A 15305-nucleotide genomic window follows, 5' to 3' on the forward strand; every position below is an offset into this window, starting at 1 on the left:
AGATTTTCTGATTTTTGTACAAAAAAAAGAAACCCGAAACATATTAATGTTTCGGGTTCTTATATAATATAAATTACTTTTTAATTAGTAATTAAATTGTAATCTGTTATCTTCAATTTTAGCATTGTTTTTCAACGCTGGCAATACTCTGCTTGCATCAGATGCGCTTTGAGCTTTTACTTTCTCTACATAAGCAGCGTGATTAGCAATTGCAGGCGCTTTTACCGTTTTAATGTTTTTTACAACATATACTCCAGTATTTCCTTCAATTGGAGCAGAGATTTTGTTTGCAGTTAAAGCAAATGCATTACCCACAACTCTTGGCTCTTGCCCAACTCCACCAGGCAGAACTGGATTATCAAGAGTTACATCTGCAGCTTGCTGAACAGCAACTCCTGCAGCTTTAGCAATAGCCTCAAGACTTGAACCTTGCATTTTAGCTTTTAACAATTCTGCTTTTTTCTTGTTCTTCAAGATTGGCTCTACATAAGGTCTTGCCATATCAACAGAAACTAAACCAGATTTATTTTCACCTTTATATTGTGCAATAACGTGTCCGATGTTTGCAATTTCGAAACGCTTAACATCTCCTTTGCTTGTTTCTTTATCAAAAGCCCATCTTACAATGTTACGTTGGTTTCCTAATGGTCCAAACGCTTCATCCATAGCTTTTGCATTAACTGGCTGAGCAACTTTTAAACCTAATTCTTTAGCTGCAGCATTGAAATCTTTGTCAGCAGCATCCATTTCGAATTTGGTTGCCAATGTAAATACTTTATCAGAAGTAGCTTCAGAAGGCTCGATTTTTTGAGCAATTGTAGCTAAACGAATTCCGTCTTGTTTATCTGTAATTTTGATAATGTGAAATCCAAAAGGAGTTTCTACTAAACCAACTTTACCAATTCCGTTGCTGAATACAAAATCATTGAAAGGTTTTACCATTTGGTTAGGACCAAAATATCCTAAATCACCACCTTGCTGTGCAGATGAATCATCAGAACTTGTAAAAGCCAACATCATAAAACTATCTGGATTAGCTTGAACTTGTGCTAAAATTTCTTCAGCTTTAGCTTTAGCTTCTTCTTTAGTTCTTTTTTCTTTTGGATTTGGAGTTTGTGATCCTTCGTAACCAATTAAGATATGACTAGCTTTTGCATTAACCCCAGCTTTAAATCCTTGAGATTTAGAGATTGCATAATATCTTCCGTAAACGTATGGCCCATAGATTGCTCCAGCTGGCAAGCTGAATAATTTGTCAGCATCAACAGCTGGCAATGCATTTTTAGGAACATAAGTAGAATCGTAAGGCACATCAGAATTTGCGTTTACAAATTCAGCAACGTTTGTAGCGTTTCTAAATCCTGGCAATGTATCATTTTTACCTGTTTTTGCATTGTAAACAACACTTCCTGATAATAATGCAGTTAATTTAGCTTTAATTTCAGCCTCATCTTCTTTAGATGCTTTATCTTCAACTAATACATATTGAATTTCGCGAGTTGCATCAGCTTTAAATTTTTTCTCGTTTTTCTTCATGTAAGCTACGATCTCATCATCAGAGATTTTTACTTCACTATCTTTAATAGAAGAATAAGGAGCCGCTGCAAAAGCAAAACTTACTTTATTAGTTTCCATTTCATACTTTAATTTTCCTTCACTAGCAGTTGTGTAAAGTCCTGATTTAATTAAAGTATTATAGATTTGAAATTTTGCGTTCAATTCAGCATCTTTCTCTTTTTGAGAAATGTATTGTGCTGCTTCTGGATTTGATTTAAAATAATCTTTGAACTTAACAACATCAAACATTCCTGCTGCGTTTAAGAACATTGGGTTTTTACCAATATTTGGATCTGATTTTAAAACCTCTAAAATGTGTTTTTCACCAACTCTCAATCCTAATTTATCAAATTGCGATGATAATAGAGCGATTGAAACTTCTTGATCCCAAACTCTGTTTGCAGCTTCAGTGGAAGTTATTCCTTGCCCACTTTTTTCAACATTACTAACTTTAACTCTAAAGTCTTCAAATGAAATATCTTTTCCATCGATGCTTCCTACATCTTTTGAACTTTGACCGAATGTTCCTCTTGTAAATAGATCTTGTATTATAAATGCAAATAATGCAAGTGCAATAACTCCTATCAATAAAGCGGAACGCTGTCTAATTTTTGCTAAAACTGCCATTTTATTATCGTTAATTTTATATTCAGTTTGCGAAAATACAATTATCTAGTTAATAACAATACAACTAGCGTTTTATTTTCAACATTTTTTTTCATTAATTTAAAAAATCAGTCTTTAATTGTCAATTTGACTAGTTCTATTTTCTTATTTGATGCCTCTTCAATAGAAAAATGGAACTTATCTATTACAATTTTATCTCCTTTTTGAGGGATTTCTTTAGTATGATATACAATAAAACCTCCTAATGTTCCATAAGAATCCTCCTCTGGAATCATTAATTTATAGGTCTCGTTCAAATACTCAACATCTAATCTGGTAGAAAACAAATACTTTCCTTCTCCTATTTCTTCTTCGATCAATTCCTCATCCAAATCATGTTCGTCTTCAATTTCTCCAAAAAGCTCCTCGACAATATCTTCAATTGTAACAATTCCTGAAGTTCCTCCGTATTCATCTAAAACAACTGCAACATTTTTTCGTTTCTTGATCAATAAATTCAAAACATCTTTGATTAGAATTGTTTCTGGAACAAATTCAACTGTCATTAAAACCGATTTTATAGTAGCTGGCTTTTTAAATAAATCGAACGAATGCACATAACCAACAATATCGTCTAATGAATTCTGACTTATAATAATCTTAGAATAACCTGTTTCTATAAATAAAGCCTTAAGATCGTCAACTGTATCAAACAAATCGATATCTACAATTTCTGTTCGGGGTGTCATAATATCACGCGCCTTTACACCAGAAAATTCTAATGCATTTTGAAAAATCTGAATTTCAGAATCTACCTCTTCATCTTCCTCAACCGTGCTCATTTGTTCTGTTATGTAATTCCCTAACTCAATTCGGCTAAACAAATGAATTTGATTTCCTTCTGTTTTAAAAAACTTACTCAGCACAAAATCTGCGATCCAAATAAAGAAAGTCGAGATATAATAAAATAGTCGGTAGAATAAATAAGCCGGAAGCGCCAGAATTTTAATTAAAGAATTGGCATAAATTTGAAAAAACACCTTCGGAAAAAATTCCGAAGTCAATAAAACTATAAATGTAGCAAGAAGAGTCTGAATGAGAATATTCCACCAATCAGAAAAAATCAATCCAAAATAAGCCATCCAGCTTAAAATAAGATCGCCCATAAAAAAACCGTAAATCACCAAAGCCACATTGTTACCAATAAGCATGGCAGCAATAAATTTGGATGGGTTTTCGGTTAGCTTGGTTAAGATTCGAGACAAGAAATCATCTTGTTTCTTTTCGATTTCAAGATAAATTTTGTTGGCGGATGTAAAAGCAATTTCCATCCCAGAAAAAAAGGCTGCTAGTATTAAACATATTATTATAATACTAATTTCCATTTTTATTGGTTTTTGTTTCGGTCGTTGTGCTTGTTAAGAAATCTTCTCCTAAAGAAAAACATAAAAATAGCCATTCCTGCAATTACAAAATAGAAAGGATAGCTTTCATCGCCCTCATTTAGTTTTACGATACCATCATAAGTAAAGAAAACCGCAAAAAGGATGTAAACGTATTGTGTATATTTTAAATAACCCATAATATTATAATTCTTCGTTCGATTCAATTTCACCGCTTATTCGCTGCGAATTAATCACTTTAAAATCTTTGCTAAAATCTATTCCCTGACCATGGGAAACCCCTTTTGCGTCAGTCAACTTAAATTTTCTTTCTGTATAAAACCACTCGTTTTTCTGGTCAAAATACAATTGTTCTGTTTCTAATACCTGTCCCGCTTCTGAAGTGATTTTTACCTTACCAATCAAATCAATTATCTGAGTCGGCTTATACGAAACCGCATAATTTGCTTTTATAAAGGTACGCTTTTGCTTTTTATCGTATAAAGTAACATCGATTCCTTTTGGAAATTCTGTAAAAGGAAAATCAAGATTTGAATAATCTAACATTTTCGGACTTATCAAAATACCTGTAATGCGTCCAGAGTCTGTATATTTAATATTTACAGTATCAGCATCGCTGCCAGGAACAAATTCTGAGAAGTTAATTTTCTGAACTTCTTTAAAATTACTTTCGCATCCAAAAAATAGTGTCACAGCAAAAACTGTGACAGCTATGAGACTATATCTTTTTGGTAAATTCATTTGCCAAATGTAGTAAATTGTAATGAGCTTCGAAAAGATAATATGTTTTGATTATTGGTATTTGCTCTTCACGAACCATTTATCATTGAAAGAGAAACTCAGACTGAAATTAACATAATTCTCTTGAACTAAATCTGCAGCAGTTGTACCTCGTTTACCAAATTCGATTCCGAAGTTTACATTTGAAAATGATCCCGGAATTGGAATTCCTGCTCCCAATGACATTCCGACATCTTTAATTGATTCGTTGTTTACAATCAAACCAATTTTTTCATATTTCAGACCTGCTCTATAGGTGATTCTGCTCATATAACTTGTAAAAGAAGCGTAGTTTGGAAGGTAATATCCTCCAACAGCATATTTAGAATAGCTTTCGTATCTTACATTGTTAGCGGCATTGTAATAGTTCTCTAGCTGCCCATCTCCTTGAAAAGTCATATTTGCTCCCACAAGCCATTTTCTAGCTTCACCAACCCCAAAACCAATGCTTAGCTTGTTTGGAAGCTTTAATTTTGTTGATTCTGTTGGAACTACATAAGGTTCAGGATCTCCTTGAACTGAAATAACTCTAGTATTATCCGAATTTAAATTACTTGCAAAAGAATAACTTAAACTAGAGAAAAGACTAGTTTTTTTGTTGATCTTTTTCTGATACATGGTTCCAAAACTAAATCCTACACCAGAAAGCTCAGAAGTATTTACTTCTGCCGTTCCGTTTTGAACTCCAGTAACTGCTTCTATGCTTGTTGTTGTAATTTTTCCAAAGTTATACTGTGCGTCTAATCCAACATTCCAACCGTGCATTATTTTGTATGACAAACCAAAATATACTTTATTTACACCACCTTTTCCATCAAGCTGAGAACTTGTTGCTCCTTCTGTTGCCGAATTGTCGTCACGAATTTTGTATCCTACCGAACTTACAGGAATTAAACCAAATGAAGCACCGAATTTCCCCATCGGAATTCCTAATGCTAAATAATCAAAAGTAGAACGTTGTGCTTTTTCTGAAGAAGAAGTCGTTTTTAAATTTGAAGTCGCAAATGTTCCTCCAACTGTAAAAGTTGTCTGAATTAAGCTGGCATAACTTGCTGGATTTTCTAAATTTAAGTGAATCGAATCTTGCTCTACTGCAACTCCTGCCATAGATCTGTTTTCAAGAGTTCCCTTGAATCTTACATCTCCTATTCCGAAAAAAGAATAAGGTGAAGCAGTACCTTGTTGAGCGAATGAAACGAACGATATAAGCAAACAAGCGCTTAGTATTACTTTTTTAATCATTGTCGATTTTATATTGATATGTTTGGCTCAAACTCTCCAAAAGGAAATTTGAATTGGCAAATATGGTATTTTTTAATCGTTTAGCCAAAAAATCTGCATCGCCTCCCGTTAAAATTATGATAAAATTTGAAAACTCTTTGCGATATTCATCGATAAAACCGTCAATCTCATAGACGAAACCATTGACAACACCAGAATGTATAGCTTGTGCCGTAGAGTTTCCCACATAAGAATTGGGCTCTTCTAATGTAAGTAACGGCAATCTGGCCGTAAAATTATGAAGTGATTCATATCGCAAACGAAGGCCAGGAGAGATGGCTCCTCCCAAATAATTATCATTTTCGTCGATAAAATCGTAGGTAATGCAAGTTCCTGCATCTATAATCAACCGGTTTTGTTTTGGAAATTGAAGTGTGGCTCCTGCTGCCAAAATCATTCGATCTATACCTAAAGTTTTTGGAGTTGCATATTTATTATGAAAAGGAAAAACATCTTCGTGAGTAAAAAAATGAACTTTCAGCCTATTTTCAAAAGACAAAAATGACTGTTTTTCGATACTTCCTACTGAAGCAACAACCAAATCAGAGCATTTTGGATATTTTTCTAAAATTTTTTCAATTTTTTTTTCGAGTTCATTTTTATCAAAAACAAAATTTTCTAGAGAAGTATTATCCTCAAATACAGACGCTTTAATTCTGGTATTTCCAACATCGACCGTTAAAATCATATTTCCTTTTTTGCTTTTGCGAAGATACGAATTGATTTTTTCTAAAAAATGTTTTGCACAAACCAAAAATGATTATATATTTGCACCCGCAACAAGCACGGTACCTTAGCTCAGATGGTAGAGCAATGGACTGAAAATCCATGTGTCCCTGGTTCGATCCCTGGAGGTACCACAAAACCCGAATAGAAATATTCGGGTTTTTTGTTTTTTATACTTTTCTGTTTTATCTAACCGCAAAGAGCGCAAAGAAAAAAATCGCAAGGTTCGCAAAGTTATTTTTAAACTTTGTGAACCTTTGCGTAAATCTTTACGCTCTTTGCCGTTAAAAACCTCTTCAAATTTACTTTAGTTTTTAAAATCAAAAAGTCAACAAATAAATAGTTTTTGTTAAAAAAGTATTGACTGAATAAAAAATAATCTTATATATTCGTAAAACTGTATTTTTCTTTTTCATTCATTAACAAGATATCAAAGCAGTTTTATGAGCAAAACTTCTACTAAAGGCATTTGGAAAGTAATTTCGGCCTCTTCTATGGGCACCATGATCGAGTGGTACGATTTTTACATTTTTGGCAGTTTGGCTGTCGTTATTTCAACTAAATTTTTTCCAAGTGACAATCCAACCGCGGCGTTTTTATCTACTCTAGCCACATTTGCTGCCGGATTTGTCGTACGCCCATTTGGAGCTTTGTTTTTTGGAAGGCTTGGAGATATTATTGGACGTAAATATACTTTTATGGCCACCTTATTATTAATGGGGGGTTCTACCTTTCTAATAGGCTGTATTCCAAGTTATGAAACAATTGGTTTTCTGGCTCCTTTATTAGTTTTGATTTTACGTCTGCTGCAAGGTCTTGCTCTTGGAGGTGAATATGGTGGTGCAGCAACGTATGTTGCCGAACATGCGCCGGCAGGAGAAAAAGGATATTGGACTTCTTGGATTCAGACTACAGCTACTGTGGGATTATTTATTTCGCTGATGGTTATTCTAGCTACCAAAAGCGTACTTTCTGCCGAGGCTTTTGATTTATGGGGATGGCGTGTTCCTTTTTGGGTTTCTATTGCCATGGTTGGAGTTTCATATCTGATTCGAAAAAATATGGACGAATCTCCTGTTTTTGCGAAAGCTAAAAAGGAAGGAACAACAAGCACAAATCCGTTGAAGGAAAGTTTTGGAAACAGATACAATTTAAAATTTGTTCTTTTGGCTCTGTTTGGAGCTACAATGGGACAAGGTGTTGTTTGGTACACGGGACAATTCTATGCAATGAGTTTCATGAAAACGGTTATGAATGTTGATTCTTCGCAAGTTGATGAATTATTAGGAATTGCACTTTTATTTGGAACTCCATTTTTTATTGTTTTTGGATGGCTGAGCGATAAAATTGGCCGCAAGTATATTATGATGTTTGGTATGCTGATTGCCATACTTTCCTACAGACCTATTTATAAGATGATGTACGATACGACTGACGTAAGCAAAAAAACAGAGATTCTTGAAAATCCAAGGGTTACAACTGAAAACAAGGCTAACGGAAATTCGATTACAACTACAGAAAAAAAATATACCGACGGCACATCCATGGTGGAGAAAAAAACGTATCTGAACAAAAAAGATGCTCAAACTACTGTATCAATACTAATTAATTCAAGCGATAAATGGACATTAACCTTCTTAGTTTTCATTCAAGTATTATTTGTGACTATGGTTTATGGTCCGATTGCAGCATTTTTAGTCGAAATGTTTCCAACTAAAATCAGATATACTTCTATGTCACTTCCTTATCATGTAGGGAATGGAATTTTTGGAGGATTGCTTCCTGCCATTTCAACTTACTTTGTATCACACGCCAAAACAGCAGGCAAGACCGATTTTTATCTGGACGGATTATGGTATCCTATAATTATTGCTGGAATCTGCTTTGTTATTGGAATGATTTATATTGACAACAAAAACAAAATTACTCACCTTTAAAATTTACAAAAAAAATGAATGCGATTAAACAAGTTTTAGGGGCGTTATGGATTGCTTTAGCACTGGCGGCCGCCTACTTTTGCGTATTTGAATTTGGTTTGCCAAAACTTCTTTCAGACCAGCAAGACGATTTAGTATTTGGTGTAATTATCCTATTTATACTAACTCCTCTTATTGTTATGGGCTTAGGAACATTTGGGTATTATTCTTTGATTGGAGAATATAATGATCCTAAAACTAAAAACAAGTAAAACTCAAATAAAAATCAAAATACAAAATACTGCATACTTATTTAATTACCTCAAAAAGACATTTAAGTATTAAAATAAGACGTTTTTATATTATAAAAAAAACTCTAAACAAAAAAAAGGCTGTCCATTTCTAGACAGCCCTTTTTCATTACTAACCAAACCTAATTTTTAATAAACTTCACAACACGAACTTTATTATTCTCATCAAACGTCTTTACGAGATACAATCCAGAAGTCAAATCATTTACAGAGAATTGATATTCTGTATTTCCGTTTGTATTAAATGTCTTTACTAATTGTCCTGTAATAGAATAGATATCTACTTTTGAAGCTGTAAAACCTAAAGTAAAATAATCGGCAACAGGATTTGGATACAGACTAACCTGGTTTCCTTTTTCAAAATCTTCTATTGCCAGATTTGCCTGTTTATTACCATAAATTCTATATTCTCCAGGAGCTATGGTTATTGGCGCATTTACATTTGTAACGTTAATGGTTGAGTTATCCATTAAGTTGTACCACGCGCCAGTATACTGAAATCCTGGAATCATATTTTGTGCAGTTGTTTCAAAATTGGCTAAAATCACAACATCTTTAAGCTGAGCCGAAGTCAGACTACTGTTTGTAATTTTGATATTTACTGTCAAAGTAGCCGTATTGGCCATTGTTGCTGTGCCTAGAAATACAGGTTCTGTCTTTTTTAGGGTAATCATTTTAGCCCACTCATTGTAAATTTTATTTCGATTAGAATCACCTAGCCAGTTTTCTGTCCATTGAGGCTGTGGTTTTAAATCTAATTTACAATCTCCTGGAGTAGTTGTTGTTTCATCATTTACAGTTCCGTTATTACAGCTAAAAATAGAATCGTCCATACCTAATTCACCAAAATGCCAAATCATTTTTGGTCCCGGAATTAGTAACGAAACTGCTCCAATGGCAGACATTCTTGACAATGCTGTATTTAATGTTTTTACATTGTAACTTCCGTTTGAAGCTCCATATTGCACATTTTTATACATCAAACGTTCTTCATCGTGGCTTTCTGCATAACCCATTAAACGATTTTTTGTGAACCCACGGTTTACACTATTCATTCTAAAAATATTACTTTCAGAAGCGTATCCCATTGACAATTGATTGTACTCTTTTGTCATTTTACCCCACATCATTACACCTTTACTTGGTGTTTCTGTAATTCTGTAATTTGCCCATTGCTGTTCTTCAGTATCAGACCCTAAGTGCTCAAAAATAGTATAATGTGTCGGATCTAAACTCCACGAATAATCGGCATATTTTTTTAAAATATCAACACGATCTTGCTGGTATGCATTTGTACAAACTTGATCCGAATCTGTACAAGCTTGTGTAAAACCTTTGGTTAAATCCCAACGGAAACCATCAATTTTATACTCCTCAATCCATTGTTTAATAACTCTATTTACGTAGTACTGGGTTTTTAACGATTGATGATTAAAGTCTTCACCAACACTATAACTATGTTTTGCTACAGTGTTAAAATATGGGTTTTCTGCAGTTGGCGAACCAAAACCATCTCCATCAGGATCATTCATCCACATTCTCACCATTGGATTTCTTCCAAAAGCGTGATTTAAAGCTACATCTAGAATTACAGCGATTCCGTTTTGGTGGCATAAATCAATAAACTCTTTTAATTTATCTGAAGTTCCATAAAACTTATCCAAAGCCATATGAAATGAAGTATTATAACCCCAGCTTTCATTACCTTCAAACTCCATTACTGGCATTAACTCAATTGCATTAATTTTTAGATTTTTAAAATAATCTATTCTATCAATCAAGCTCTGATAACTTCTTGATGCATCAAAATCGCGAATCAAAACTTCATAAACTACTAACTTTTCCTTTTCGGGTTTTACAAAATTGGTCACTTTCCAATTATAACGAGTTTGTCCCGTTTTTAAGACTGTAACCTCAAAATTTTGCCCTGCAGGATAAACTGGCATGTTTGGATATTTAGCTGCAGGAATCGAAGGGTCATCATAAGGAGATAATACTAAAGTAGAATATGGATCTGCCGTTTTTACCATTGATGGCGAATTTGCAAGCGGCGTCGCATCACCAACCCAATATTGATAGGTATTATTTACGCCAGAAACTAGACCTGATATTTCTAACCAAAATTTTCCCGAAGAGGGATCTTTTTTCATAGCATAGGCTGATGTTGGTTGCCAGTTGTTGAAACTTCCGGCAACATATACAAAATCTTTTAAAGGCGCATCTAGAACCAAAGTTGCTTTTGTGACATCTGTCGCATTGTAATTAATTCCATCAACCATACCTGCTGGCATGACTTGTGATACCGTACTTGGATTTACCACAACAGAAAATTTCTTAGAAACTGTTGTTGTTCCTTGAGTTCCAATTAATTCATAATTTTGATTTCCTGTAATATTTGTATGTGTATAAGAATAACTTGAAGTGCTGGTGTTTGTATTAATTGTTGTTCCGTTAGATTTTAAAGTATAACTTCCAGCACCGCCTGTGTTTGTTGCACTGATAGTGAAATTTGAACCAGAATTAATAATTGTAGTGCTATTTTCAGCTGGAGAAGTTAATGTTACTTGAAAAGATCCTACATTAAGAAAAAAATCTGTACAGGAAGGAGCTAGCTTTAATGTCTGAGAACCTGTCGCATTTCTAAACACAATACCCATTTTTGTTGCTGCAGTTTGCTGAGCCGTTGTTAATCCAAAATATGTGCTTGGAGTAATTGTAATACTCCATGTTCCATTTGCATTTTTAGTCATTAATCCGATGCTATCATCAGCACCCCAATTTCCTTTAACAACCTGCCAAGGATTTGCATCTGTACCTATTCCAGAATGCATATATACTTTAGTTGGAGTTGTCCCCATTGTATTGCAAGTACTTGATGAAAATGAAGCCGTAATCGTGATAGGTTCATTAACTTGAAATATAGCAGGAGAAACCGTTATTTGTTGAGAATTTGCAACAAATGACAACCAAAAGAAAAATAAAAGTAAAGTTTTTTTCATAATTTGATCATTATAATTTAAAGCGAGATAGAGATAATTAATTAAAGATATCTTATTAGAAACACTTTTTACTAAAGCGTTTTCGAAACACTGTAACGCAAACGTTGTAGTGTTTAAAACTTTGTTCTAAATATCTGAAAGCGTTCGAAAAACGTGAATTTTTCAGACAGAAAAACAACCCTTAAATAGTAAGTAATAGTCTTTGAAAAAAGCTGATTATCGTTGCATTAGTTTTCTGAATTGATAAAAAACCCGCTCTATTAAACGCATTTGTTCTGTTATGATTTCTGCGGAACCTATTAATTCTTTATCAAACCTTATCTTTTTCCCGTAAGTTGTTTTTAAACCTTGCGGCATTTCAACTTCAATAAAATATTCTCCGTCTTTATCTGTTATTGTCGACATAGATTGAACACGCCCTTCAAGCATCCCGTATTCCTGAAAAGGGAAATTATCGAGTTTAATCAATACTTTTTGGTTAAGTTGAATTTTACCTGAATTTTGCAACGGAACTTTTAAATTTGCAACATACTCACCTTGATTTTCAGGCAATATAGTTGCAAACAGATCTCCTGCTTTTATAAGCTGATTTTCTTTCCATGAATTTTGAAATTTAAAAACACCATCATAAGCCGCAGTAAACAAATAGTTTTGTTTCCAGACATGAATACTTTTTTTTAGCTCATCAAGAGCTTGAAACAATGTACTCAAATTTGTAACATCAACCTTTTCTTGAGTAATCTCGTTTATTACAACCTGCTTTTTTGCTTGATTTATAGCTTCTTTTTGCTGAGAAATAGCCAAATTAGTCTGATCATAACTTTGTTTAGCCTGCAGATTATTTGCTTTTTGAAGATCTAAATCATATTTAGAAATGACTCCTTTTTCAAACAATTGTAACGACCTTTTATATTGAGCATCGCTTAAATTTAATTTTACTTTTTCAAGTTTCTGCTGTTCATATAGTGATGCCAATCTATTCGAATTTTCAGATTGTGAGCTTTTGGCAGCTGCAATTTCTTCTGAATAAGGATGGAGTTTTTGATTTAATTCATTCTCTATATATGCTTTATGAAATTGACTAAATGAAGTTTGAATATCCCCAAGCTGCAAATTATTTAATTTCTGAAAAGGAAAATAAAACAATTCATAATCAGAAGGAATTGAGTTTACTATTTTATCCAATTTCAAAACGTCATTGTAATTAGCTGTACTTTCTAAAATAGCTAACATCGCTCCTCTTTTTACTTTTGAGGAGTTGGATGTGCAAAGCTTAACTATTCTCGAATTAACCTTAGACTCTAATCGTTCTGGCGGATGATGTGAAGTAATTACAGCTTTTGCTGAAATAACGTCGGGGTATTTTATAAACCAGCATCCTATTATAAACAATAGCATCACTCCAAAAATGACAGAAATACCATAGCGAACGATCCAAATCGGTGGATTGGACAGCACTTCTTGAACTGATTCTGACCTCAATTCTATATCATTTAAAACTTTATTCTCTGTCATTTAATTTAATTTTTCAACGTTTTAGCTGCCCAATTCTAATTGGTTTTTTACTAATTGATAGTAGTTTTTTTGTGCAAGGACTAATTCTTTATGAGTTCCAATCTCGACTATTTTCCCTTTTTCAAGCACCACAATTTGATCTGCATTTTTTACAGTCGACAATCTATGTGCAATTATAACAGCTGTTTTACCTACTAAGAATTGATTTAAATTTTCCATAATTATCTTTTCATTATTAGCGTCGAGAGATGAAGTTGCTTCATCAAAAAACAAATAATCAGGATTTTTATAAACTGCTCTGGCAATTAAAAGACGTTGTTTTTGTCCGCCTGAAATCCCAGTACCTTCGTTTCCAATTTTTGTATTATATGAAAGCGGTAAACTTTCAATAAAATCTTTGATATTTGCTGTTTCAACAGCATGAAGCAATTTCTTTTTATCAATATAGTCTTCTCCTACAGCAATATTATTAGCGATTGTATCATTAAATACAAATCCCTCTTGCATTACAACTCCACATTTTCCTCTCCAAGCACTTGGAGAAATTGTATTGAATTTCATTTTCTCTAAAAGAATTTCTCCCGAATTTGGTTCGTAGAATTTCATTAAAAGTTTTAGTAAAGTTGTTTTTCCACTGCCACTTGTTCCCACTATTGCAGTTGTTTTTTGTTTTGGTATTAATAAACTCAAATCCTCTAAAACATAATCTGGATTTCCAGTATATCTAAAGGATACGCTTTTAATAGAAATGTCTGAATGTCCTAAATCATAGATTTTAGGATTCAATAAATCTTCTTCGTCTTCTTTGTCATGAATTTCACCTAATCTTTCTAGACTTATTTTAGCATCCTGAAGTGAACGCACAAAACCTACCATCTGCATTAACGGATTATTTAGCTGTCCAATTATGTACTGAACAGAAAGCATCATCCCTAACGTTAAATCTCCTTTGACTACTAAGGTTGCCGAAAAAAAAGTAATTAATAAATCTTTAAGATGGTTGATAAAATTTGACCCTACAGATTGCCACTGTTCTAAAGTAAGGGACTGCATATTGACTTTAAAAAGACGTATTTGAACAAACTCCCATCCCCAACGTTTTTGTTTTTCGGCATTATGCATTTTTATCTCCTGCATTCCATTTATAAGTTCCATAACCTTAGATTGTTCGTTTGAAACTTGAGAAAAACGTTTATAATCTAATTCTTTTCTCTTTTTTAAAAAAAACAAAATCCAAGCAAGGTAAAGAGTACTGCCAATCAAAAACACCAAAAACAGTTGAAGGTTATAAAAAATAAGCACAAAACTAAATACGACTAGATTTACCAACGAGAACATAACGTTGAGCGAACTACCTGTAAGCAATTGTTCTATTCGCCTATTATCTCCTATTCGCTGCATTATATCTCCTGTCATTCGGCTGTCAAAATAACTAATTGGTAATTTCATGAGCTTTATAAAAAAATCTGAAACCAACGAAATATGAATTCTTGTACTTAAGTGAAGCATTATCCATGAGCGCAGTACTTCTATTGAGGTTTGTCCAGCAAAAAGCATTAACTGAGCCAGAAGAATCAAATAAATAAAATTCAAATCTTGCGTCTGGATTCCAACATCTACAATACTCTGAGTAAGAAAGGGAAACAATAATGAAAATAAACTCGCTGCTGCCAATCCGATTATCAACTGAATTACTAAGCCCTTGTAACGGAAGAGGTATTTGGTCAAATAACTAAAACTCCTTTTAGAGTTTTCGTTATCCCATTCATTTCTGTAAAACTCTGGTGTAGGCTCCAGTAAAAGTGCAATTCCTTCTTCTGTTTTTTCGTGTGCATTTTTGCCAATCCAAAATTTAATAAATTCTTCTTTAGAGTAAGTTATCAAACCATGGCTCGGATCAGACACATAAACCTTATCGCGTTTTATTTGGTAAACTACTACAAAATGCTGATTATTCCAATGCACTATGCATGGCAGAGGCATTTCATTTTGTAAAGTCTCAAAGTTATTTTTTATACCAAGAGTATGAAATCCCAAAGCTTCACCGGCATCACTTAGCCCTAATAAACTGCTTCCCTCACGAGTAGTTTCAGAGAGATTTCGTATTTGCTGTAGTTCAATTACTTTTCCATAGTATTTTGCAATAATGCGTAAACAAGTAGGGCCACAATCTTTAGCATCGGGCTGTTTATAAAAAGGGAAATTCTTTAT

At 33.5% G+C, this 15305-nt stretch carries 11 protein-coding genes and 1 tRNA gene; 3 read left to right on the forward strand and 9 right to left on the reverse strand.

Annotated features, from left to right (window positions below):
• Nucleotides 1-84: 84 nt before the first annotated feature.
• The 6 genes from ABXT06_RS00235 to ABXT06_RS00260 all read right to left on the reverse strand — a co-directional run bounded on the left by ABXT06_RS00235 (nucleotide 85) and on the right by ABXT06_RS00260 (nucleotide 6315).
• The gene (locus ABXT06_RS00235) at nucleotides 85-2184 is read right to left on the reverse strand and encodes a peptidylprolyl isomerase (RefSeq protein WP_354588952.1); all 2100 of its coding nucleotides are present in this window, start codon (nucleotides 2182-2184) and stop codon (nucleotides 85-87) included.
• A gap of 107 nt (nucleotides 2185-2291) precedes the next feature.
• Entirely contained in the window at nucleotides 2292-3548 is a 1257-nt protein-coding gene (locus ABXT06_RS00240; protein WP_354588953.1) for a hemolysin family protein, read from the reverse strand.
• Nucleotides 3549-3550: 2 nt separating this feature from the next.
• Nucleotides 3551-3745 (reverse strand): hypothetical protein, encoded by a 195-nt coding sequence (locus tag ABXT06_RS00245; protein ID WP_111426242.1) that lies wholly within the window; start codon nucleotides 3743-3745, stop codon nucleotides 3551-3553.
• A 4-nt stretch (nucleotides 3746-3749) separates the two neighbouring features.
• Complete coding sequence (lptC, locus tag ABXT06_RS00250) at nucleotides 3750-4307, reverse strand: LPS export ABC transporter periplasmic protein LptC (RefSeq protein WP_354588954.1); 558 nt, start codon at nucleotides 4305-4307, stop codon at nucleotides 3750-3752.
• A gap of 51 nt (nucleotides 4308-4358) precedes the next feature.
• A complete protein-coding gene (bamG, locus tag ABXT06_RS00255) occupies nucleotides 4359-5588 on the reverse strand; it encodes a BamG family beta-barrel-assembly machinery protein (protein ID WP_354588955.1) in 1230 nt (409 codons plus the stop codon).
• Nucleotides 5581-6315 (reverse strand): type III pantothenate kinase, encoded by a 735-nt coding sequence (locus ABXT06_RS00260; RefSeq protein WP_354588956.1) that lies wholly within the window; start codon nucleotides 6313-6315, stop codon nucleotides 5581-5583. The genes bamG and ABXT06_RS00260 overlap by 8 nt, the downstream gene beginning before the upstream one ends.
• 99 nt (nucleotides 6316-6414) lie before the next feature.
• On the opposite strand from ABXT06_RS00260, the gene ABXT06_RS00265 reads away from it, so the two are divergent.
• The 3 genes from ABXT06_RS00265 (at nucleotide 6415) to ABXT06_RS00275 (ending at nucleotide 8541) form a co-directional block, all read left to right on the forward strand.
• Nucleotides 6415-6487 (forward strand) — tRNA-Phe (locus tag ABXT06_RS00265).
• Between the two features lie 309 nt (nucleotides 6488-6796).
• Nucleotides 6797-8290, forward strand: a complete 1494-nt coding sequence (locus tag ABXT06_RS00270; RefSeq protein WP_354588957.1) for an MFS transporter — start codon at nucleotides 6797-6799, stop codon at nucleotides 8288-8290.
• A gap of 14 nt (nucleotides 8291-8304) precedes the next feature.
• The gene (locus ABXT06_RS00275; RefSeq protein WP_354588958.1) at nucleotides 8305-8541 is read left to right on the forward strand and encodes a DUF6814 family protein; all 237 of its coding nucleotides are present in this window, start codon (nucleotides 8305-8307) and stop codon (nucleotides 8539-8541) included.
• A 161-nt stretch (nucleotides 8542-8702) separates the two neighbouring features.
• Here the strand turns inward: ABXT06_RS00275 and ABXT06_RS00280 are convergent, their stop codons facing one another.
• The 3 genes from ABXT06_RS00280 to ABXT06_RS00290 form a co-directional block, all read right to left on the reverse strand.
• On the reverse strand, nucleotides 8703-11579 hold the full coding sequence (locus ABXT06_RS00280) for an alpha-amylase family glycosyl hydrolase (RefSeq protein WP_354588959.1): 2877 nt from the start codon (nucleotides 11577-11579) through the stop codon (nucleotides 8703-8705).
• 216 nt (nucleotides 11580-11795) lie between these two features.
• Nucleotides 11796-13094, reverse strand: a complete 1299-nt coding sequence (locus ABXT06_RS00285; protein ID WP_354588960.1) for an HlyD family secretion protein — start codon at nucleotides 13092-13094, stop codon at nucleotides 11796-11798.
• Nucleotides 13095-13115: 21 nt separating this feature from the next.
• Complete coding sequence (locus ABXT06_RS00290; RefSeq protein ID WP_354589290.1) at nucleotides 13116-15305, reverse strand: peptidase domain-containing ABC transporter; 2190 nt, start codon at nucleotides 15303-15305, stop codon at nucleotides 13116-13118.

Source organism: Flavobacterium sp. UW10123 (assembly GCF_040538975.1).
Classification (GTDB): Bacteria; Bacteroidota; Bacteroidia; order Flavobacteriales; family Flavobacteriaceae; genus Flavobacterium.